Genomic DNA, 20760 nt, shown 5'->3' with positions numbered 1-20760 from the left:
CAAACGGGCAACGTTCGGGGAACTCGCACCACGCGCGACATGCGGTTTGCCGCTGTGCACAGGCAGCAACGTGACGACCCCGTTCAGCGAGCACGGCTGGAATTAACATCGATTTTCAGTGCCTTTTCATGGCAGCTTGGCTGCGATCACATCGATCTTTTCGATCTGGGGCGGCGTGCGAAAAAGCTCGCCCGCGTGCGCCATCAATGCCTCGGCGACCTTTCCCGCAAGATGGGCGTCGCGACCTGAATCGTCCGGGAACGCATCGAAGATGCCGAACGTCCCGGGACCCATCTTGATTGCGAACCAGGCTTTCGTTTCCGGCTCCGCCTCCACAAGCGGCAAGGCGCTCGCGAGGAACTCCTCCACCTTGGCTTCAAATCCCGGCTTTGCGTCCAGTCGTACATAAAGAGCCTTCGTGACCATGATCATGTTCTCCATCGTTGACGTTCGTTGAGGCAAGTTGGCAGCCCTTCACTTGGGCTTGGGATTTTCTGTTTATCCTTGGGCGACCTCCGCCCTGACCGTATTCACAATCCGGGCCGCGTCGTTCTGCGTCTTTCCGCACAGCAGCAGCGCCCGATCCGCCAGTTCGAGGCCGGCCGCTAGATTTTCCGGAAACACCGCGGTCGCGTCGAGCAGCGCAAAGTGTCCCATGTCCAGATCATCAGCTGTTGACACAAGAGAGGCCGGCGCCGGTTCGAGCGCCTTTATCCGATGCAGGATGCTTTCCACCGTGTTGCGATGATCGAACGTGATGACAACCAGGAGCGCCCGCTCCAGCCCCGCCGCTTCAAGGATGCGGTGATGTCTTGCGTCGCCGAACACGACCTCGTGGGATTGACGGCGCGCGGTTCGAAACCGGGACAAATCCGTCTCAATGGCAATGTAGGGAATTTCTGCCGACTCCAGGACGGTGGCGACGAGGCGACCCACACGGCCGCAACCGCACAGGATGACGTGATCATGGAAGTCACCGCTCTGCGCACGGATCGATGCCTCCGTCGCTGCGATGCGGCGTTCACGACGGCCGAAAAGCCACTCGGCCCAATGATTGCGTTGGATGACGAGTGGGGCGAGACCCATTGTCAGGGCCAGGGCAATCAGCATCGGCTGACCCTGTTCAGGCGAGACGATGCCGGACTGGAGGGCAAGTGCCAGGAGGAGCAATCCGAACTCGCCGCCATGCGCAAGGATGACGGCGGTCCTCGCCGACGCCTCACGGTGCGCTCCGACGACGAGCCCAGTCACGAAGGTCAGGAGCGCCTTCAGGGGAACGAACACGAGAACCCAAAGGACGATCGAGCCGGGGAAGCTCGTTATGGCCGACAGATCTATTCCCATGCCGACGGTAATGAAGAACAGACCTACCAAAACGTCACGGAATGGCCGGATGTCCTCCTCGACGCGATGGCGAAATTCGCTCTCGCCGATGACCATGCCGGCGACGAAGGCTCCGATCGGCGGAGCCAGCCCTGCGAGATGGACCACGTAGGCGGTACCGAGCGCGGTCATCAATACCCACAGCAGGAAGAGATCGGCAGAGCGGGACTTGAGCACCCACGAGAATCCGAGGCGGATCAAAGGTCGCGCAATGACGGCTGCGGCGAGAAGAGCAGCAGTCGCAACTGCGATCTGTTTGAGAATTTCCATCGGAGCCAAGGTTCCGTCCTGGGACCAGGCGTCTACGAGGATAAGGAGCGGGAGTGTTGCGAGGTCTTGGAAAAGCAATATTCCAAGCGCCAGGCGCCCATGCCGGCTGGTTATTTCACCCTGCTCCGCGAGTTGCTTCAGCGCGATTGCTGTCGACGACATGGCGATGGCGCCGGCCATGAGGATTGCCGGCTGCACCGCCACCCCCGTCAGAAAAAGCGCACTCGCCACGAGGGCCATCGTCAAGCCGACCTGCAGGCTGCCGGCACCAAGCACATCCCAGCGCGCCCTGAGAACCGTTGGAATCGAGAATTCGAGACCGACCATGAACATCAGAAAAATCAGGCCGAGTTCGGCCAGAAACTGCGTATCCTGCCCGGATCCAATGAGGTCTAAACCATGCGGCCCAAGCGCGACGCCGACCAGCAGGTAACCCGTGGCGGCGGGCATCCGGAACGCGCTGAAAAAGCCGACCGCAAGCCCCGACGCGGCCAGCAGGATCAATGTTTGAGCCAGCAAATCGTGCATTGCTACCTCGGCGCTTTGCGACCGACGCGGTCCGGCGAATGGAGTCCAGGTACAGATTGCTCCCCGGCACGTTGGTGGACATCCGAGGCTTCACCGTGAGGATCGTCCTTCCGGGAATTGGCCATGTCATCGGGCTCTTGTGGTGCGGTTTTGTAGGGGTGGCCGACATGCATGGGAATCCAGGAGGGGGGATCACTTGCGGGAAAGGACTCCATGCTGGCCAGTTCAATCTGGTCTGGATCCGTCGTCGCCGGCGGATGAGGTTCGGGGTCCGGTGTACCGCTCACGCCACAGCTCCTTTGGCAGAAGATGCCGGCCGGGCCATTAGAAGCCCGGCTGGTATCAAGGTTGGATTGGTTACGGAGAGATGGTGATACGGTTGTCAACCTTGGTTACGCCCGGCGCTCGCCAGGCCGCACGCTCTGCCTCCTGCCGTTCCGCCCAGGAGCGCACAGCGCCCGAGAGGGTCACCTCGCCGCCGCTGGCTGTCACGGTCACGCGGTTCGCGTCGACCTCAACCATTCGCTTCAGCGCTTCCTCGATCTTGGACTTGATCTCCGTTGGAGTGACTCGCGGTTTCAGTGTCACCAGATTCGAGATGCCCTTGACGCCCTTGACCTTTCGCACGGCCGCTTCGGCGCGCTTGCGTTGATATTCCCACTCGGCAGTGCCTTCGAGGGTCAACCAGCCGCTCTTGACCACGACCTTGAAGTTTTCGTGGGAGTAAGGAAGCTCGTACTTGAGTGCCTCGACGGCGGAGCGCGCAATCTCTGGATCGGGTTTCTCGTGGACAGACGGCAGCCGAACCTCGATGTCGTTGGCGACACCGAGTACGCCCTTGACCCGCTTCGCCGCTTTTTCCGCTTCATATTTCTGGGTGTAGCTGCGCACAAAGCCGCTCAGCGTGACAACGCCACTTTTCGCCGCCACACCGATGTCAGTTGCGTCGATGTCCGGATCCCAATTGAGTTCGCTTTCCACATCCCGTTTGATGTCGGCATCAGTTGTCATCTCGCGATCCTCCGCGTTAGGTGATTACGCTGCACTCTAAAGGACGGTCTTGCCTGCGCAGCATTGCGAAGCTAGCTCACATGTTCGGCCTCTAGCCCTGACAGCCGTCAGTTTTGGTTGGGCGACCTCACGCGCGCCAGTGCAGACTAAAAAAGTCCGCAACCGGGGACGGTTGCGGACAAATTGGCGGGTTGCCAGGGGAGGAGAGAGCTTAACCCGCCTGAACGGGAATGCGCTTTGTATCTGCTTGCAGTTCCGGCGACCTTGGAATCACGAGCGTTAGCACACCGTTTCTGAAGGTGGCCTTTGCCCCGTCAGGGTCGATCCCGTCAGGAAGAGGTACGGTTCGTTCCATTGCGCCATATGTTCGCTCGCTGACAAGGATCCCGTTTGTTTCGGCTTCATGGTCGGATTTCTTCTCGCCACGAATCGTCAGTAGACCGTCGCTGATCGACACCTCGATGTCCGTGTCGTTCATACCCGGTAGCTCTGCCGTGACCGTGATCTCCTTGCCACTGTCGGCGACATCCACACGAACAGTGTCCACCCACGGCAGCCGATCGATAGCGGAAAACGGATATGGCATCATCCGCCAGAAATTTTCGAAAGCGCGGTCGACATCTAGTTGAAGCCCGCGCACGGGGTCCATCGGCGCAGTTCGGGCCGTTACGTCGCGGCCGGAGCCCCGCCATGGAACGATGTCTGTGATTCTCATTGCGATTCCTCCCTCATCCCGCCTTGACGCTGATCCTGGCGGCGGGTGACGGCGCGGCTTTGGGCAGTGTCAGCTGAAGCACGCCGTCCTTGAACACCGCTTCGATCTTCGCTGTGTCGATAGGCTCCGAGACGGTAAACCGGCGTTCATAGGTACCATCGCGGTACTCGGCGTGAACCAGGGCATAACCTTCCGGCGCACTGGAAGCCGATCGCGCTGAAACGCGCAGGACGCGATTGTCCAAGGTGACATCGAGGCTCTCAGGATCCGCGCCCGGCATGTCAAGCAACATCCGGACGCCGGCCGTGTTCTCAATAATGTCGGTCGGAGGGTTGAAGACAGGCTCTACCCGAGTCGCTTCGGCGGGTACTGTCCCGTTGGTTTCGTGGTCGGTCATGGCGGTGTTCTCCTCAGGAGCGGCTGACGGTGATTTTGTGCGGCCTGTCCGCATCCGGGCGCGGCAGATCGAGCCGGAGCACACCGTGCCTGAATTTCGCCGTCGCACGGTCGCCGTCGACGCGGAATGGCAAGACGAGGTTTCTGGCGAAGGCGCCGGTGGCGCGTTCCTGACGATGGATGACAGCGTCTTGCGCCAAAGGTTCGGCGGCTCTGCTACCCCGCAGAGTAACCGTGTTCTGGTGTACGGCTATATCGATATCCTCTGGCAGCACGCCAGGTATCTCGGCCGTGATCACCGCTCCATCGGTCCCGGCCCAAATGTTCATCAAGGGGAATTCGGGCGCCGCTACCAGCCGGAGATTGTCAAGTAGACGGCTCATGTCGCTTTGTGCAGAGCGCATTTGGCGCAGCGGGTCGAACCCTCGTCCCGTGTTTTCGATGTTGTGCAGCATGCCGATCTCCCTTCTTGTGTCGGATGAAGCGTCGATGTCTTACAGGGTGCATCCGCCCCGCACAGGCGACATTGATGACCGTCAGTTTAGAGCCTTTAAAATTCGTGTAGTTGCTTTTGGCGTCCTGGCGTAAGTCACCAGCGGTCTTCCTCCCGCCGAGGGAGCGTTCACGAAGGACAGGTCTGCAAACATGCCGACGAGCAGCCGAGACCCCTACGCAATCCTTGGCGTCAAGCGCGACGCCTCACAGCACGATATCCAGGCGGCCTATCGCCGCAGGGCAAAGAAGCTCCATCCCGATCTCAATCCTGGAAACAAGCAGGCAGAACAGGAATTCAAAGACCTGTCCGCAGCCTACGAGATTCTGCGCGATGAGGAAAAGCGCAGCCGTTTCGACAGCGGCGAGATCGATGCGACAGGCGCGGAAAGGCCCGAACGTCGATACTATCGCGACTTTGCTGACGCCGGCACAGGCGGCGACGCCTATGAGAACGGCGCAGCCTTCGCGGATTCCGGTGGCGACGACATCTTTGCCGAATTCTTTTCCCGGCGCGGGCGTCGGGGTTTCCGCATGCCCGGCGCAGACGTCCGGTACTCGATGGAGATCGACTTTCTCGATGCGGTCAATGGCGGCACACGCCAGGTTACGCTATCTGACGGCCAGACGCTAGAAATCCGCATACCACCTGGCGCGCGAGACGGGCAGACTCTCAGGCTGCGCGGCAAGGGCGGGGCTGGCGAAGGCGGAGCGGAGACCGGTGACGCGCTGATCGAGCTCCACGTTCGTCCTCATCCCTTCTACCGGCGCGAGGGTGACGACATCCGCCTGGACCTTCCGATCACGCTTGGCGAGGCGGTTCTCGGCGGCAAGGTCACGATGCCGACACCTGCCGGCCCGGTGGTGGCGACAGTGCCGGAGAATTCGTCGAGCGGCAGGGCGCTGCGTGTGAAGGGAAAGGGCGTGGCTCGGCGCGACGGCACCCGGGGCGACGTCTATGCAACACTGAAGATCGTACTTCCGGAAAAGCCGGACCCCGAACTGAAGGCATTTGTGGCCGGCTGGTCTGCCAGCGAGGGATACAACCCCCGGCGAGGGATGGGGACATAGATCATGGACCATCAGGAATTCGCGCACGATCTTCATATCGATATAGCACGGCTGCATGTCTTCATCGACCGGGGCTGGATATCTCCGCTTATCATAGACGGAAGGCCAATTTTTCGGGATGTCGACTTGGCACGAGCCGAGCTGATAGCCGATCTCACCATTGAAATGGGTATCAACGACGAGGGCGTTGATGTGGTGCTGGATCTGCTCGACCAGCTTTACAGCCTGCGCTTCGCTTTCAGTAAGCTATTCGACGCGCTGGAGGACCAACCGCCGAGCATCCGGCGCCGCGTCGTCACCGACGCCCAAAACCTGAAGAGGCTCGCCCGGCCGGGATCACACACGCTTCGCTGAAACAATTGAATAGCCGCAGAACCGGCCACGCTTCTCCGTGAACCAAGGGAAGCTTTGCTGCCACCCATTCATGAAGTGGCGGCCGCTCTATCCTTCTGTCCGTTCACCGCCACACCGACCATTGCAGGACGAAGTATCCGGCCGTGGAGCAGGTAGCCTGGCTGAAGCACCTCAACGACTGTGCCATCCGCGACTGTCGCGTCAGGATGCTGGCGAATGGCGTGATGAACATGCGGGTCGAATGCCACGCCGAGCGGATCGATGCGTTGCAATCCATGGCGGGAAAGCGTCGCCAGCAGGTTGGCTTCGGTGGCCTCGACACCCTTCAGGATCGGATTGACCCCGTCGCGGTCCGACGCCCCCCGCGGCACGCTTTCGATCGCGCGCCGTAGGTTGTCGAGCGTGTCCAGCAGGTCTCCCGTCAGCTGCGAGGCAGCGAACTTCACCGCCTCCTCGCGCTGGCGCTGCATTTGCTGACGGATGTTCTGCTGCTCGGCGAGGGCGCGAAGCAGCCTATCCTTCGTATTTGCGAGTTCAGCCTGGAGAGCTGCCGTTGAATCCTGGCCGGCCTCGGTTTCAAAGCCTGGGGTCTCGGCGCCTAATCCGGATTCCGCGAGTTTCGATCCGGATTCTTGCCCTTTGTCCGCGTCAGCCATGGCGCTGACCGTTCTTGTTGACTTCCTCGAAATCGGCGTCGATGACATCCTCATCCGACGCTGTGACCGAAGAATCTTCGGATCCGGAGGTCGAGGCGCCGGAAGCCTCATACACCTTGGCGCCAAAATTCACCGATGCGATCTCCAAGGCCTTTGTCTTCGCCTCTATCTCGTCTGCCGAGTCTCCGGCTATTGCCGACCTCAGCTCGTCGATAGCTTTTTCAACGGGAGCACCGTTGGCAGATGAAGACTTGTCCTTGGCTTCGTCCAGCGCTCTTTGGCTGGTCCCAATCTGCGCATCTGCCTGGTTGCGGGCTTCGACCAAGGTACGCCTCTTCTTGTCGGCCTCCGCGTTCGCCTCGGCCTCCTTCACCATTCGGTCGATATCGGCCTGCGACAATCCGCCGGAGGCCTGGATCTTGATCTGCTGCTCCTTGCCAGTGGACTTGTCCTTTGCCGTCACATTCACAATACCATTGGCGTCGATGTCGAAGGTGACCTCGATCTGCGGCGTTCCACGCGGCGCGGGCGCAATACCGACAAGATCAAACTGGCCGAGCAGCTTGTTGTCAGCCGCCATCTCACGCTCCCCCTGGAAGACGCGGATCGTGACGGCGTTCTGGTTGTCCTCTGCCGTTGAGAAGACCTGGCTTTTCTTTGCGGGAATGGTGGTGTTGCGTTCAATCAGCCTTGTGAACACGCCGCCCAGCGTTTCGATGCCGAGCGACAGCGGCGTGACGTCGAGCAACAGCACGTCCTTGACCTCACCCTGCAGCACACCTGCCTGGATAGCCGCCCCGATTGCCACCACCTCGTCCGGGTTGACGCTCTTGTTCGGTTCCTTGCCGAAGATTCCTGAAACGACTTCCTGCACCTTGGGCATGCGCGTCATACCACCGACGAGAACAGCTTCGTTGAGGTCGGCCGGCTTTAATTTGGCATCCTTCATCGCCGCCTTGCAGGGTTGTTCGGTGCGCCGGATAAGATCATCAACCAGATCTTCCAGCTTCGCCTGCCTGAGCTTGATCTCGAGATGCTTGGGGCCGTTCTGGTCGGCGGTGATGAAGGGAAGGCTGACTGTCGTCTCCAGGGCGGAGGACAGTTCGATCTTGGCCTTTTCCGCTGCCTCGCGCAGTCGCTGGAGTGCGAGCCGATCGTTGCGCAGATCAATTCCCTGGTCTTTTTGAAACTCTTCCGCAAGCCAGTCGACGATCCGCTTGTCGAAATCCTCGCCACCGAGAAACGTATCGCCATTGGTGGCCCTCACTTCGAACACACCATCGCCGATGTCGAGCAAAGAGATATCAAATGTGCCGCCCCCGAGATCGTAGACTGCGATCTTGCTGCCCTCCTTCTTGTCCAACCCGTAGGCCAAAGCGGCCGCGGTCGGCTCATTGATGATGCGCAGCACATCTAGTCCGGCAATCTTTCCCGCATCCTTCGTCGCCTGGCGCTGGCTGTCGTTAAAGTATGCCGGTACGGTTATGACGGCCTGGCTCACCTTGGCACCCAGATAGGCTTCCGCCGTCTCCTTCATCTTCACCAGGATGTGAGAACTGATCTGGCTCGGGCTGTGTTTCTTCCCCGCGACCTCGATCCAGGCATCGCCGTTGTCGCCTTTTACGATCTTGTAGGGGACAAGGTTCTTGTCCTTTTCCACCATTGGATCATCATACCGGCGGCCGATCAGACGCTTGACGGCAAAAATCGTATTCTCGGGGTTGGTCACCGCCTGGCGTTTTGCCGGCTGGCCGACGAGAATCTCCCCATCCTTGGTAAACGCAACGACGGACGGGGTGGTACGACCGCCCTCTGCGTTCTCGATGATTTTGGCCTGCCCCCCTTCCATCACTGCGACGCAGGAATTTGTCGTGCCCAGATCGATACCGATCACCTTACCTGCCATAGCCGTATCTCCCTAGATTGGGCACAAGCGTCACTGCCGCGCCACGAGCAAAGTCTTGCCGAATAAGCAGATGCCGGCCCTGACGGTCGTCAGTTTCAAACCAATTCGGTCAGTGGCGGGCGGGCGGCTCGTTACCGAGCCATGGGTCGGGATTGAATTTTGAGACTAGGAGATCGTCCAGTCGCTTTTCGATCTCGATTTCGGGCACGCGGATGGATTCACCGCGTGACTTAGCCAGGACTTCCTGTGCTCGTTCCGCCATTTCGCGATTGTGAACACGCACCCAAACCACAATGCCTCCCGCCATAAGCTGAAGCTCCAAGTCTTCTGCCTGCTTCTTTCCGAGATGGTGAATGGCCGCCGCGCCGATGCCAGCGCCAGCGGTTCCTGCAGCCGCGGCGATGGCAGCAACCAGCGCCACGCTTCCGCCCGAAGCAACGACCGTCATCGCCGCCGTCGCGGCACCCAGGTAGAACAGCATCCCAGCGACCCCGGCGGTCGCGGTAGAGATGTCGTCGCGGGCGATGTAAGCGCGACGCGGCGCACCGGGGACGTCGGCGATTTCCTCGGGCGGTACATAGAGCAAGCCGAGACGCCGCCGTATGGTTTCGATATCACCCATGATGTCGATATCGGAGCGATCGAACCCAGCTTGAAGGAGTTCCTGGATCGCGTCTTCGAGTATCTCCCGGCGTCGGAAAACAGCGGCCACTTCGCGGATGACACGACTTTCAAGAACGTCGTCGTCCTTAGCCATTCTAGTCTCCTCATCTCCGATTGATTCTGACGTGGCGTGGACCCTGTAGCGAGATGACGCCGCGCTCCTGCAGGTCCGTGAAGGCCCTGCAGACCGTTTCGGCGGAAATTCCCAGCAGGTCGGCGATATCGTAGCGGGAGATCGGTAACGCGAGACCGTCCTCCTTGTCCGCAGAAAGCCTTTGGTGGAAATAGAGAAGGAATTCGCGGACCTTCTCCGGGGCCGTCATCGTGCTGATGACCAGAAGTTGCTCCTGCAGGCGTTCCAGCGCTTCGAAAATCTGCATTCTGATTTCGCGAGCCGTTTCGGGATCCTCTTTGACCAGCGCCTCTACCCCCTGGCGCGGGTAGCAGGAGATCAATGTCCCGTCAGCGACGGCCTGAACGGCGAATCTATGGTATAGACGGGCGGTGAATCCGAAAAGGTCTCCCGGCAGGTAGATGTCGACAAGCTGTCGTCGCCCATCGGTCCGAATCAGGTATTTGCAGGCTGAACCCGAAACAACACGATACCAGGTTTCGCTGGGCTCTTCTTGCCCGTAAATATCCTGCTGGCGATGGAAGCGGCGAAGGTGGGCCAAAGAACGGAGCCGTGCCGGCTCGGCCGTCGGCGCGTCTGGCATGCGCCGCAGGGCAATGGACGTTCCAGATACTTCAAGCATTGTAGGTCCCTTTCCTCAACCAGCGCCCGAAGGCTTGACTTCCAACATTGGCTAGGCTCCCTCGAAAGGGAATTCGGGGACTCCCCGTACCGTAAAATCCCGCAACCCAGCGATCGGGCCGTCTCCCTTCAATACTGACGGTCGTCAATGCGGCCTTGGAGTTCTGGGTATGCGAACAGTGGCATTGGAGGCAGGCCCGCGACGAAAATGGGACCTGCTTTTGCCAATCCGCCGACGAGAGTAGGAAACTTTCGGCATGCAATGGGATCGCGGCAAAGGGGGTGAACCAGCCCCGCCGGGATAAACTGGTGCGGTGCCTATGATTCCTCACACTCATGATTGTCACCCAGGTACACCACCCTGGCTCACCTGCTTGAGAATGACACTGACGTCACCGTTGGCATCTATGCGATCTGGCCTTCTAGGCGGCATCTTCTTCCCCGAGTCAGGCATGTCGTAGAGTTGCTGGTCGAGGAAGGAAAGCAGGGCCTTGGCTTGTCGAGTAGATGACCAAAAATTGGCGGATAGAAGCCGAAGCACCAAATCTAAGCGAGTCGGCTTCTGGTCAATGGCAAGGTCTGCTTCTACGACCGGAATGAAGGCGCGTAGCGGACACGTCCTCTAACTCTAACCCCCAGTCTTATCCAGTTTAGAGTGCGGTCCATGTTGTTTCCCGAGGTGTCTCCCGGTCACCTGCAAGCCACATGAGCGACTTGGAAATGTGAGAACAACGTCAAGATATTCCAACTCAGTCACGATTTTTCGGCTGTGTGGCTGAAAACTCGAACCTGGTCATCTCGAGTCTCGGACCCATTACGCGGATCGGCAATTCCTGTGCCGCTTCATGACCTCGGTGGTGCCCCTTGACGAGAACGACTTTGCCACTGCGATAGTGCCGCTCAACGACGCAGACCGCCGTCTCCACCGTCGCAACATCCAGTCCGCAAAAATACTCCATCATCCGCCTCCTGCGTGGTTTCGAGGCGGCAATACTATCAGCGCCAGGCGCATCAGTCGGCGCCGCAGACGCGACCTGCCGATTACGGGCGGCAGTCCTTCCCTCCCCCAGTTCCCCTCCCAACCCACAGCTCCCTGAAGGACCTAAATGCCAGCGCTCCGTGTGGACAAAGCCTCCGGCACATGCATCGGCAGATACATGAGATCGGTATCGACCGAGAGACGCGGTAGGCTGCGCACATCGGGGTTGCTCGCCGTTTTCAAACCATGCCGAGTTTGAAACCATCAAAATATCCTCGATGCGATTGAGCATATCTGACGCTATTCAAACTATAGGTGTTCAGCGCCCGCCCCTGGCGGGCGCAAATTTTGCCCTGGAACAAAGACGCCGCTCACGCGGCGGCTCCTTCCTTGGTGTCCGCAACGCCATGCAGACCGTGCAGGAAATCGGCGGCGCGCTGCGCATGGGCGGCGGCGCTGAAGATGGCGCGCTTGTCTTCTTTCAGCACTTTGAGCCAGCCCTGAATATAGGCGGCATGATCGGTGCCAGGCTGGGGCGTCAATTCCAGATCGGCGCACAGAAAGGCTGCGCCAAGCTCGGCAACCAGTTCCTCGCGGGCATAACCTTCATCGCCCCACTTCTTGCGACCAAGCTCCCGGTCAAGGCGGTTCTTGTGTTTTGTCCAGTGGGTGAGTTCGTGCGCCAGCGTGGCATAATACGCCTCGGGCGCGTGAAAGCTCTCGAAACAGGGCATCTGCACATGGTCGCTCGCACCACTGTAATAGGCCTGATTGCCGCCATGACGAATATCGGCACTGGTCGCCGAAAAGAACCCTTCGGCGTGTTCAATCCGCATGGCCGGATCAATCACGGGTTCGGGCTTCGCATAGTATTGCTCGGGCAGCCCTTCGATTTGCTCAACGTTGAAAACCGTATAGGCTTTCAAGAACGGAATGTGCCGCTCTTCCTCGCTGCCGTCGTCCTGTTCCTCCGTCTTGGTGATGGTGTTCGCATAGACAACCATATTGCCACGCTCGCCCTTGCGCACATGCGCGCCAAGCTCCGTGGCCTGCTTGAAAGTCATCCAATAGGGCGAGCAAAAACCAGCCTCGATTGCCGCGCCCCAAAGCATCAAAACGTTGATGCCGCTATAGGCCAGCCCGTTATGCCGCAATGGTTTGGTGATCCTTCCCTCCATATTGCCAGCACTCCAAGGCTTCAGCCAGGTCAGCTCGCCATTTTCCAGATCGGCAATAATCTTGTCGGTCACCTGCTGATAAACATCGTTCTCCATGTCCCTTTTCCTCTGATCGGGTTGCGCATGCAACCGATCTGCCCCTCTGGCGAAGAGAGGGGGGGGAACCGTCCAGACCAAACGCGTCCGGGGTGGTGCGGGCGCAGGCGAACGCCGAGCCACGGCCCGGATGCTTTTGCCCGAAGGGCTTGGTCTTGACGGAGGACGGGGCTGCAAGCCCCCAAACAGACAGCAGAAAGATCGCAGGGCTCAGAAATGAGCCGTGCTCAGCAAAAGGGCCGCAAAAGCGGCCCGTCAAACGCAAGGGATGGAAGCCGGATGGCCGAGACTATCGGCTCGGTTCACGACAGCCCGTTCCGCAGGATGCGCCTCCTTACCGGAAGCACACCATTCTGGGCAGGTTGTCCCACCTTATGTGGATGTCTCTTCGTATCAGTGGCTTAGGTTTTTTATTGTGCCGTAAGGCTCTGTTTTTGAGCCTCTTTCCGGGCGCCGGCTTCCCAGGATGATGACGAGCGAGATAAGATCTACTGTTCGCACACTGCTCTCGAAATCCACTGCAAGACCCTCGATCCGGATTCCCGGCCGTGCCCTATGACGTCGACGATGTAAAGCCACTCCTAGTGCGAGAAATCTGCAATCAATTCTCTTTAGTGGAACATCCCGGTAATCTGCTCTTGGTGAAATAACGACGTTTTGGCTTCCGCGGCTAGACCGCTGCGGAAGTGGAGAACACCCTGGTGTTTGTGGCGGGGCTTTGACAATACGGACATGGTATGTTTTTCTGTCCTTGGTCCTAGGACAGAGGACAGTACTCGGAAAGCATGATGAAAAGCCAGGACATCGTCATACTGCTCAAGCTCGTCAGCCTCCAAGAGCAGGAACAAGAGCAAGGAGTTGAACGCTTACGCATAGAGGCGCAGGGCGAGGACCCATATTCCGTTCGGAATTTGGAGGCATCTCTCGGCATAAGCAAGACCGAGGTCAACGAGTCGATCAAGAGGAGCGTGTACTCTGGCATTGCCAGCAAAGATCGCGAACTTGGCCGACCCAAGCCAAGCCGACGGAACCTGTTCAATTTCATCGTCCACGGCTTGAAATTCACCTTCCCGGCGAAGCCCGGATCAATGCAGCGAGGCATACCGACTGCGTTCGCTGCTCCCATGCTTGAAGGCCTTCTAATGAGTGCCGGCAACTACATTTACGTCTGGCCGCATGCGAGCGGCCGTGAAATGGGCCAGTCAGTCGATCCGCTGTTCAAAAGCGTGCCGGAAGCTGTCCAAAAGGACGACCGCCTATACGAATATCTGGCACTCTGCGACGCGATCCGTCTCGGAAACCAGAGGGAAGTGGGTTTGGCAACTGAGCGTCTCTCAACGGGGATACTCGGCAAATGACCACTGTCCGCGGCCAGCTGCTCGAAATGTTGAAAGTCGTCGCAACAGCGCTTGAGCAAGATTTGCGCGATCGCCTTGTGTTCGTCGGGGGATGCACAACGGCGCTCTTCATCACAGACCCGGTGACCCTCGAAGATGTCAGAGCTACCGACGATATCGACCTTATCGTCGATCTTGCGGGGCTGGCAGAATGGGGCCAGCTATTGGAACAGCTGCGAGAAAGGGGGTTTAAAGAGTCCTCGGATGACGATGTCATCTGCCGAATGCGGCTCGGCCCGCTCAAAGTCGATTTCATGCCGGATGATGAAGCGATCCTCGGCTTCAGCAATCGCTGGTACGCAAAGGGGATCGAAACCGCTGAGGTTCATCAACTCACTGAAGGTCTCACCATCCGGCTCCTCACGCCGGCCCTCTTTATAGCGACGAAACTGGAAGCGTTCACCGGCAGGGGTGGCGATGACCTCTATTCCAGCCGAGATGCCGAAGACATACTTCTCGTAATCGACGGAAGAGAGGAGCTTGGTCAGGAGTTGGCGACTGCGGACCTCGACGTCAGATCCTATATTGCTGAACAATTCCAGGCGCTACTCCAGCATCGCGACTTTGACGACTTCCTCGAGGGAAACTTGCGTGGACAGCCTGGCCGAGCAGCTATCGTGCGCGAGCGGTATGTTGCCATAAGCCACTGCGCAGACGGTGGCGGCCATGCGCATTGAAGCAAAATGGTATAGCCGTAAAGGCACCAAGACCGCTGACAATCGTGACCATGCAGGGCTTGGCATCAATGCAAGCGGCGTGATTTGCATCGTCGTCGACGGTTCTACCGCGGGTGCGGGCAGTGGAGAATATGCCCAAGCGATCGTGCGGGAAGTGATCGACTGGTTCAACGGTCTACAAGGAGCGCTGGATCTCAATGCGCTTTCGAAACAGCTGCGCGGAATCCATCTAGATTTGCGCGCGCGTTTTCCTCGGGGCTCTGCCAGTTTCGCTATTGTGCATGCCGACCGAAGAACACGAATGACAGTTATCCATGCAGGCGACTGTCTTCTAGGCCAGATTGATCGAGGCGACAGAATTCACTGGCGGACTCAGCCTCACACGCTTGCCAATGCGCTTACCGTCGTTGCACTTGAGGAACTATCGAAGATACCGGCCAGGCATCTCCTCACCAAGAGCTTTCGTTCCCGTGAGTATATGACACCTGAAATACTCGAAACGGACAGTTTGCCTGGCGTCTATTTCATCTGCACGGATGGCTTCTGGGCCGAACTTTCAGCACACGAGCAGCTTGCCGTGATCGAAGGCCGCGAAGTCGAGGCGAACGGAGAGCACGACGACTGCAGCGTTCTAAAACTCGCCATCACGGATATTGCCGACCCGCAGCTTGTCATTGATGTGGGAGGGCCCTCCGCCAATTTTTACAGGGCCCACATATAGCGGTTGTGAGGTACTCATCGTCTTGCAGCCTCCAATGCCAAAGGGGCTGGGCTCTTATCGAACCTCAGCCCGATCGCATCAATTTCAAGACGGTAGCCGTAGATGGCGGCAATGAGAATTGCAGCAACGATTGCAATAGGGGTTGCGACCGCGAGTGCTGGAATACGTACGAAGAAAGAAAGCCAGGTCATGCTTCCGCTTCCTTTTCTTGGATAGGTGGCGGAGGCACAATAACCGACGCTTGAGCCGCAGCTGCGGCGTTGGCAGCCGCCTGAGACTGCCAGAATTCCCGCAATGCTTCGATTTCTCCGTAAGCACCGACCTCAACCAGGCGGTCCACAAATCGGCCGTAGAGAAGGTCTTGGACTTTTCCCTGGGTTCTCATCCATTCAACGGCAGCATTCGGGTTGACCAATAGAACATAGTGGAACTCACCAGAGGCGCCCGGTTTGGTTTGGATGAACAAAAGATCTCGCAATTGCCGCATCCGTTTCCGCCACGTATCGACGGCACGCTCTCCAATAAAACCAGCTTCAGCTGCAAAGGTCGCAGGATTTTCGATGGTAATGACAGGATGATCCGGTGCCCGCGCCCAAAGACAAAGGAGTGTGTGCCCCGCAGGTTGCCCCTTTGTCTGGGCGTCGATGGTCTGCATCACAACCGGCATCGTTCGCGGTACGGTAAAGAAGCCGTCGTTCGTTTTGCGAGTCCAAATCCATGCTGGATGAAAGTTCGGGAAATGAACATCCATCTGCTGCTGCGCACGTTCCGCCATTTTCATGCGCTTTGCGCTAGCCTGTCTTCCGTTTGCCATCGTTGTCTCCTTTCGGCTTGCAACCGACAATGCTTCAAGCAAGCGTTTGGAACAATGATTAGCTACGCTCAGCTTCGCTCTATACAATGGGGCGAATCCAGTGGTTCCGCAATGGTCATTGGCTCTATTTAGCGAGGTACAATAAAGCCTATTGCGCGATATCGCGCAAAAAAATTATTTTTTTACAGCATATCCAATGCGTTTGACCTGAGACCCTGAACTTCCTCCAGAATTTGGTAGAGTCCGTCACAACCAGGAGACGGACGAATGAAGCGTTCACGGTTCACGGAAGAACAGATCATCGGGATATTGAAGGAGCAGGAGGCTGGCGCGAAGACCGTCGATGTCTGCCGCAAGCACGGCATCTCGGATGCAACCTTCTACAAATACAAGGCGAAGTATGGCGGCATGGACGTGTCGGATGCCCGCAAGCTGAAGGCGCTTGAGGACGAGAACGCCAAGCTGAAGAAGCTGCTCGCCGAGGCCATGCTGGACAATGCGATCCTGAAGGATGTCGCTGCAAAAAAATGGTGACGCCCGATGTGAAGCGAGATGCGGTGGCTCACGTCTGTGCGCAGCATGGAGTAAGCCAGCGTCGGGCGTGCGAGGTTCTATCGGTGGATCGGTCGAGCATGCGATATCGCAGCGTGCGGCCTGACGATGCGTCCATTCGGGAGGCAATGAAAAAGGTGGCGTCCGAGCGCCGCCGCTTCGGTTATCGCCGTATCCACGTGATGCTCGACCGTCAGGGGATCGTCATGAACCTGAAGAAGCTTCGACGTCTCTATCGGGAGGAGAAGCTGACGGTGCGCAAACGCGGCGGCCGAAAGCGGGCCTTGGGAACGAGACGTCCCCTGGCTCTGCCGTCACGCCCCAACGAGCGCTGGAGTTTGGACTTCGTCAGCGATGCCTTCACCGACGGTCGCCGCTTCCGGGTGCTGGCGGTTGTCGACGACTTCACCCGCGAATGCCTATGCCTGGTCGCCGATACATCCCTGTCAGGCGCAAGGCTTGCCCGTGAACTGGATAGTCTCATCGCCAGACGCGGAAAACCGAGGACGATCGTCTCGGACAACGGCACGGAGATGACCAGCATGGCCATCCTCAAATGGTGCCAGGAGACCAAGGTCGAATGGCATTACATCGCCCCCGGCAAGCCGATGCAAAACGGCCTCATTGAAAGCTTCAACGGCAGCTTCCGCGACGAGTGCCTGAATGAGACGCTGTTCTCGTCGCTCGCTCAGGCCCGCGCCGCAATCACTGCATGGAAGGAGGATTACAACAGAAACAGACCCCACTCGTCGCTGGGCAATATCACCCCCAGCGAGTTCGCAACGAAAATGGCTATGGAAAAACAGGCCGCATGAGGCCAGATTGAAAACCCAAGACTCTCTCGAAAACTGGAGGGAAATTGGGTCTCAGGTCACATGGGCCGCGCTGGCGCGATTGAAGCCCAAAAACGCAAAAAGCCCCGTGATGGGGCTTTATTGGTATCGCAGGGATGGTTGGTTGCGGGGGCAGGATTTGAACCTGCGGCCTTCAGGTTATGAGCCTGACGAGCTACCGGGCTGCTCCACCCCGCGTTATATTTGATGTTCTGCGGTATTTTTGGACAGGAAAGGGATGGCTTTGTGCGTCCCTTTGATATCGGCTTTGCCGACGTTTTGTAATGAGAAGATTTGATATTGCCATTAGCAGACCTGGCAGCGACCTACTCTCCCGCGTCTTGAGACGAAGTACCATTGGCGCAGGGGCGTTTCACGGCCGTGTTCGGAATGGGAACGGGTGCAGCCACCCCGCAATAACCACCAGGTCAGCTAAGGGCAATATAGTGAGAAGCTGGTAAAGGTCTTTGGACCTCGTTTTTTTGAACACGTTTTTGCATCATCGACCGCCTTTGGCGGTCTGATGAACATTGATCAATGAGAACGATCAAGCCAATCGAGCTATTAGTACCGGTAAGCTTCACTCATTACTGAGCTTCCACACCCGGCCTATCAACGTGGTAGTCTTCCACGGCTCTGATAGGGAATACTCGTTTTCAGGTTGGTTTCCCGCTTAGATGCCTTCAGCGGTTATCCATTCCATATATAGCTACCCTGCTATGCCGTTGGCACGACAACAGGTCCACCAGAGATATGTCCATCCCGGTCCTCTCGTACTAGGGACAGATCCTGTCAATATTCCTACACCCACGGCAGATAGGGACCGAACTGTCTCACGACGTTCTGAACCCAGCTCACGTACCGCTTTAATTGGCGAACAGCCAAACCCTTGGGACCTGCTCCAGCCCCAGGATGCGATGAGCCGACATCGAGGTGCCAAACAACCCCGTCGATATGGACTCTTGGGGGTCATCAGCCTGTTATCCCCGGCGTACCTTTTATCCGTTGAGCGATGGCCCTTCCACGCGGGACCACCGGATCACTATGACCGACTTTCGTCTCTGCTCGACTTGTCAGTCTCGCAGTCAGGCGGGCTTATGCCATTGCACTCGACGACCGATTTCCGACCGGTCTGAGCCCACCATCGCGCGCCTCCGTTACTCTTTCGGAGGCGACCGCCCCAGTCAAACTACCCACCATACACTGTCCCGGATCCGGATAACGGACCGCGGTTAGACATCCATGACGATAAGGGTGGTATTTCAAGGATGGCTCCACTCAAACTGGCGTCCAAGCTTCAAAGCCTACCACCTATCCTACACATGCCGACACGAATGCCAGTGTAAAGCTATAGTAAAGGTGCACGGGGTCTTTCCGTCTGACCGCAGGAACCCCGCATCTTCACGGGGAATTCAATTTCACTGAGTCTATGCTGGAGACAGCGGGGAAGTCGTTACGCCATTCGTGCAGGTCGGAACTTACCCGACAAGGAATTTCGCTACCTTAGGACCGTTATAGTTACGGCCGCCGTTTACTGGGGCTTCAGTTCAAAGCTTGCACCTCTCCCTTTAACCTTCCAGCACCGGGCAGGCGTCAGACCCTATACGTCGTCTTGCGACTTCGCAGAGCCCTGTGTTTTTGATAAACAGTCGCTACCCCCTGGTCTGTGCCACCCCATCTCACTTGCGTAAAATGGGGTCACGCTTCTTCCGAAGTTACGCGTGCAATTTGCCGAGTTCCTTCAGCATAGTTCTCTCAAGCGCCTTGGTATACTCTACCTGACCACCTGTGTCGGTTTCGGGTACGGTCTATAGGGTGGAGCTATTTCCTGGAACCGCTCCACCGCACATTCAATCCAATAAGAATGTACGATTTGTGCGATCCGTCACTACCACCAGGCCCACGAATATTAACGTGGTTCCCATCGACTACGCATTTCTGCCTCGCCTTAGGGGCCGGCTAACCCTGCTCAGATTAACTTTAAGCAGGAACCCTTGGTCTTTCGGCGAGGGGGTCTCTCACCCCCTTTATCGTTACTCATGTCAACATTCGCACTTCCGATACCTCCAGGGCCCCTCACAGGTACCCCTTCACAGGCTTACGGAACGCTCCGCTACCACACGTCTTGCGACGTATCCTCAGCTTCGGTGCATGGCTTTAGCCCCGTTACATTTTCGGCGCAAAGACCCTTATTTAGACCAGTGAGCTGTTACGCTTTCTTTAAATGATGGCTGCTTCTAAGCCAACATCCTGGTTGTTTTGGGATCCTCACATCCTTTCCCACTTAGCCATGACTTGGGGACCTTAGCTGGAGGTCAGGGTTGTTGCCCTCTTCACGACGGACGTTAGCACCCGCCGTGTGTCTGCCGATTAGTACTCCTCGGTATTCGGAGTTTGGTTAGGATCAGTAAGACGGTGAGTCCCCATAGCCCATCCAGTGCTCTACCCCCGAGGGTATTCGATCGACGCACTACCTAAATAGTTTTCGCGGAGAACCAGCTATTTCCGAGTTTGATTGGCCTTTCACCCCTAGCCACAAGTCATCCCAATCTATTGCAACAGATGCGGGTTCGGTCCTCCAGTTGGTGTTACCCAACCTTCAACCTGCTCATGGCTAGATCACTCGGTTTCGGGTCTAATGCATCTAACTAAACGCCCTATTCAGACTCGCTTTCGCTGCGCCTACACCTACCGGCTTAAGCTTGCTAGATACACTAAGTCGTTGACCCATTATACAAAAGGTACGCTGTCAGGCTTGCGCCCTCCAACTGTTTGTAGGCAACCGGTTTCAGGTTCTATTTCACTCCCCTTGTCGGGGTGCTTTTCACCTTTCCCTCACGGTACTTGTTCGCTATCGGTCATGCACGAGTACTTAGGCTTGGAGAGTGGTCTCCCCATGTTCAGACAGGATTTCACGTGTCCCGCCTTACTCAAGGACAATGTGTGTTCTACGCGTACGGGACTGTCACCCACTACGGTCGCACTTTCCAGAGCGTTCCACTTTATTCCACATTGCCACTGGCCTGGTCCGCGTTCGCTCGCCACTACTTACGGAGTCTCGGTTGATGTCCTTTCCTTCGGGTACTTAGATGTTTCAGTTCCCCGAGTTCGCTTCTAACCCCTATGTATTCGAAAGTTAGATACCTTATCACAATGCTTGGAAACCCAAGCCGTCATCGCTGACAGTTTGGATTCTCCAAGCATTTAAGGTGGGTTTCCCCATTCGGATATCCATGGATCAAAGCTTATTCGCAGCTCCCCACGGCTTTTCGCAGCGTATCACGTCCTTCATCGCCTGTGCATGCCAAGGCATC

19 protein-coding genes, 1 tRNA gene and 2 rRNA genes (1 of these 22 only partly in view) are annotated in these 20760 nt (G+C 57.6%); 6 read left to right on the top strand and 16 right to left on the bottom strand.

The genetic code is table 11. The annotated features are described in order from the left end of the window. Positions 1-126: 126 nt before the first annotated feature. From LQ231_RS21275 to LQ231_RS21250, 6 genes are all read right to left on the bottom strand, one after another. The gene (locus tag LQ231_RS21275) at positions 127-426 is read right to left on the bottom strand and encodes an antibiotic biosynthesis monooxygenase (protein ID WP_230173782.1); all 300 of its coding nucleotides are present in this window, start codon (positions 424-426) and stop codon (positions 127-129) included. Between the two features lie 72 nt (positions 427-498). Further along, entirely contained in the window at positions 499-2181 is a 1683-nt protein-coding gene (locus LQ231_RS21270) for a cation:proton antiporter (protein ID WP_230173781.1), read from the bottom strand. 357 nt (positions 2182-2538) lie between these two features. Further along, positions 2539-3192: a BON domain-containing protein gene (locus LQ231_RS21265; RefSeq protein WP_230173780.1), complete on the bottom strand. Its 654-nt coding sequence runs from the start codon at positions 3190-3192 to the stop codon at positions 2539-2541. 211 nt (positions 3193-3403) lie between these two features. Continuing rightward, positions 3404-3907: an Hsp20/alpha crystallin family protein gene (locus tag LQ231_RS21260; protein WP_230173779.1), complete on the bottom strand. Its 504-nt coding sequence runs from the start codon at positions 3905-3907 to the stop codon at positions 3404-3406. A gap of 13 nt (positions 3908-3920) precedes the next feature. Further along, positions 3921-4304, bottom strand: a complete 384-nt coding sequence (locus tag LQ231_RS21255; RefSeq protein WP_230173778.1) for an Hsp20/alpha crystallin family protein — start codon at positions 4302-4304, stop codon at positions 3921-3923. Positions 4305-4317: 13 nt separating this feature from the next. Continuing rightward, a complete protein-coding gene (locus tag LQ231_RS21250; protein ID WP_230173776.1) occupies positions 4318-4758 on the bottom strand; it encodes an Hsp20/alpha crystallin family protein in 441 nt (146 codons plus the stop codon). Positions 4759-4948: 190 nt separating this feature from the next. Here LQ231_RS21250 and LQ231_RS21245 point away from each other — a divergent pair, with 190 nt between their 5' ends. Then, positions 4949-5866 (top strand): DnaJ C-terminal domain-containing protein, encoded by a 918-nt coding sequence (locus tag LQ231_RS21245; protein ID WP_230173774.1) that lies wholly within the window; start codon positions 4949-4951, stop codon positions 5864-5866. A gap of 3 nt (positions 5867-5869) precedes the next feature. Continuing rightward, a complete protein-coding gene (locus LQ231_RS21240; RefSeq protein WP_230173772.1) occupies positions 5870-6220 on the top strand; it encodes a chaperone modulator CbpM in 351 nt (116 codons plus the stop codon). Positions 6221-6288: 68 nt separating this feature from the next. Here the strand turns inward: LQ231_RS21240 and LQ231_RS21235 are convergent, their stop codons facing one another. From LQ231_RS21235 to LQ231_RS21215, 5 genes are all read right to left on the bottom strand, one after another. Continuing rightward, a complete protein-coding gene (locus tag LQ231_RS21235; protein WP_230173770.1) occupies positions 6289-6876 on the bottom strand; it encodes a nucleotide exchange factor GrpE in 588 nt (195 codons plus the stop codon). After that, the gene (gene dnaK, locus LQ231_RS21230) at positions 6869-8782 is read right to left on the bottom strand and encodes a molecular chaperone DnaK (protein ID WP_230173768.1); all 1914 of its coding nucleotides are present in this window, start codon (positions 8780-8782) and stop codon (positions 6869-6871) included. The genes LQ231_RS21235 and dnaK overlap by 8 nt, the downstream gene beginning before the upstream one ends. A gap of 109 nt (positions 8783-8891) precedes the next feature. After that, positions 8892-9539 carry a hypothetical protein gene (locus LQ231_RS21225; protein ID WP_230173767.1) on the bottom strand — a complete coding sequence of 216 codons (648 nt, stop codon included), beginning with the start codon at positions 9537-9539 and terminating at the stop codon, positions 8892-8894. 10 nt (positions 9540-9549) lie between these two features. Then, positions 9550-10200 (bottom strand): helix-turn-helix domain-containing protein, encoded by a 651-nt coding sequence (locus LQ231_RS21220; RefSeq protein WP_230173766.1) that lies wholly within the window; start codon positions 10198-10200, stop codon positions 9550-9552. A gap of 1349 nt (positions 10201-11549) precedes the next feature. Continuing rightward, positions 11550-12452 carry a zincin-like metallopeptidase domain-containing protein gene (locus LQ231_RS21215; RefSeq protein WP_230173765.1) on the bottom strand — a complete coding sequence of 301 codons (903 nt, stop codon included), beginning with the start codon at positions 12450-12452 and terminating at the stop codon, positions 11550-11552. A gap of 788 nt (positions 12453-13240) precedes the next feature. Here LQ231_RS21215 and LQ231_RS21210 point away from each other — a divergent pair. From LQ231_RS21210 to LQ231_RS21200, 3 genes are read left to right on the top strand one after another with little or no spacing between them, the layout of a single operon-like run. Beyond that, positions 13241-13810 (top strand): hypothetical protein, encoded by a 570-nt coding sequence (locus LQ231_RS21210; RefSeq protein ID WP_230174997.1) that lies wholly within the window; start codon positions 13241-13243, stop codon positions 13808-13810. Continuing rightward, positions 13807-14526 carry a nucleotidyl transferase AbiEii/AbiGii toxin family protein gene (locus tag LQ231_RS21205; protein WP_230173763.1) on the top strand — a complete coding sequence of 240 codons (720 nt, stop codon included), beginning with the start codon at positions 13807-13809 and terminating at the stop codon, positions 14524-14526. Before LQ231_RS21210 ends, LQ231_RS21205 begins: the two co-directional genes overlap by 4 nt. Beyond that, entirely contained in the window at positions 14516-15247 is a 732-nt protein-coding gene (locus tag LQ231_RS21200; protein ID WP_230173762.1) for a hypothetical protein, read from the top strand. Before LQ231_RS21205 ends, LQ231_RS21200 begins: the two co-directional genes overlap by 11 nt. A gap of 14 nt (positions 15248-15261) precedes the next feature. Here LQ231_RS21200 and LQ231_RS21195 read toward each other — a convergent pair whose 3' ends face one another. Next, a complete protein-coding gene (locus LQ231_RS21195) occupies positions 15262-15438 on the bottom strand; it encodes a hypothetical protein (protein ID WP_155251700.1) in 177 nt (58 codons plus the stop codon). Continuing rightward, positions 15435-16061, bottom strand: a complete 627-nt coding sequence (locus tag LQ231_RS21190) for a hypothetical protein (RefSeq protein ID WP_050578832.1) — start codon at positions 16059-16061, stop codon at positions 15435-15437. Before LQ231_RS21190 ends, LQ231_RS21195 begins: the two co-directional genes overlap by 4 nt. Positions 16062-16328: 267 nt before the next feature. Between LQ231_RS21190 and LQ231_RS21185 the strand changes: the two genes are divergently transcribed. Beyond that, a protein-coding gene (locus LQ231_RS21185) for an IS3 family transposase (protein WP_113144399.1) occupies positions 16329-17428 on the top strand; the annotation gives its coding sequence in 2 pieces (ribosomal slippage) (positions 16329-16581 and positions 16581-17428; 1101 coding nt in all). A 139-nt stretch (positions 17429-17567) separates the two neighbouring features. Here LQ231_RS21185 and LQ231_RS21180 read toward each other — a convergent pair. The 3 genes from LQ231_RS21180 to LQ231_RS21170 form a co-directional block, all read right to left on the bottom strand. Next, a tRNA-Met gene (locus LQ231_RS21180) sits at positions 17568-17644 on the bottom strand. A 115-nt stretch (positions 17645-17759) separates the two neighbouring features. Then, a 5S ribosomal RNA gene (gene rrf / locus LQ231_RS21175) occupies positions 17760-17874 on the bottom strand. A 115-nt stretch (positions 17875-17989) separates the two neighbouring features. Then, a 23S ribosomal RNA gene (locus tag LQ231_RS21170) occupies positions 17990-20760 on the bottom strand (it continues 27 nt past the right edge of the window).

Source organism: Rhizobium sp. CECT 9324, assembly GCF_918741265.1.
Lineage (GTDB): Bacteria > Pseudomonadota > Alphaproteobacteria > Rhizobiales > Rhizobiaceae > Allorhizobium.
This window is presented reverse-complemented; position numbering and strand designations above follow the sequence as displayed.

Excerpts from the sequence above, each read along its gene's own strand:
- LQ231_RS21265 (WP_230173780.1), bottom strand. The coding sequence starts at position 3,192 with ATGACAACTGATGCCGACATCAAACGGGATGTGGAAAGCGAACTCAAT.
- LQ231_RS21225 (WP_230173767.1), bottom strand. The coding sequence starts at position 9,539 with ATGGCTAAGGACGACGACGTTCTTGAAAGTCGTGTCATCCGCGAAGTG.
- LQ231_RS21240 (WP_230173772.1), top strand. The coding sequence starts at position 5,870 with ATGGACCATCAGGAATTCGCGCACGATCTTCATATCGATATAGCACGG.
- LQ231_RS21245 (WP_230173774.1), top strand. The coding sequence starts at position 4,949 with ATGCCGACGAGCAGCCGAGACCCCTACGCAATCCTTGGCGTCAAGCGC.
- LQ231_RS21255 (WP_230173778.1), bottom strand. The coding sequence starts at position 4,304 with ATGACCGACCACGAAACCAACGGGACAGTACCCGCCGAAGCGACTCGG.
- LQ231_RS21205 (WP_230173763.1), top strand. The coding sequence starts at position 13,807 with ATGACCACTGTCCGCGGCCAGCTGCTCGAAATGTTGAAAGTCGTCGCA.
- LQ231_RS21235 (WP_230173770.1), bottom strand. The coding sequence starts at position 6,876 with ATGGCTGACGCGGACAAAGGGCAAGAATCCGGATCGAAACTCGCGGAA.
- LQ231_RS21250 (WP_230173776.1), bottom strand. The coding sequence starts at position 4,758 with ATGCTGCACAACATCGAAAACACGGGACGAGGGTTCGACCCGCTGCGC.
- LQ231_RS21275 (WP_230173782.1), bottom strand. The coding sequence starts at position 426 with ATGGTCACGAAGGCTCTTTATGTACGACTGGACGCAAAGCCGGGATTT.
- LQ231_RS21215 (WP_230173765.1), bottom strand. The coding sequence starts at position 12,452 with ATGGAGAACGATGTTTATCAGCAGGTGACCGACAAGATTATTGCCGAT.
- LQ231_RS21190 (WP_050578832.1), bottom strand. The coding sequence starts at position 16,061 with ATGGCAAACGGAAGACAGGCTAGCGCAAAGCGCATGAAAATGGCGGAA.
- LQ231_RS21200 (WP_230173762.1), top strand. The coding sequence starts at position 14,516 with ATGCGCATTGAAGCAAAATGGTATAGCCGTAAAGGCACCAAGACCGCT.
- dnaK (WP_230173768.1), bottom strand. The coding sequence starts at position 8,782 with ATGGCAGGTAAGGTGATCGGTATCGATCTGGGCACGACAAATTCCTGC.
- LQ231_RS21220 (WP_230173766.1), bottom strand. The coding sequence starts at position 10,200 with ATGCTTGAAGTATCTGGAACGTCCATTGCCCTGCGGCGCATGCCAGAC.
- LQ231_RS21270 (WP_230173781.1), bottom strand. The coding sequence starts at position 2,181 with ATGCACGATTTGCTGGCTCAAACATTGATCCTGCTGGCCGCGTCGGGG.
- LQ231_RS21260 (WP_230173779.1), bottom strand. The coding sequence starts at position 3,907 with ATGAGAATCACAGACATCGTTCCATGGCGGGGCTCCGGCCGCGACGTA.
- LQ231_RS21210 (WP_230174997.1), top strand. The coding sequence starts at position 13,241 with ATGAAAAGCCAGGACATCGTCATACTGCTCAAGCTCGTCAGCCTCCAA.
- LQ231_RS21195 (WP_155251700.1), bottom strand. The coding sequence starts at position 15,438 with ATGACCTGGCTTTCTTTCTTCGTACGTATTCCAGCACTCGCGGTCGCA.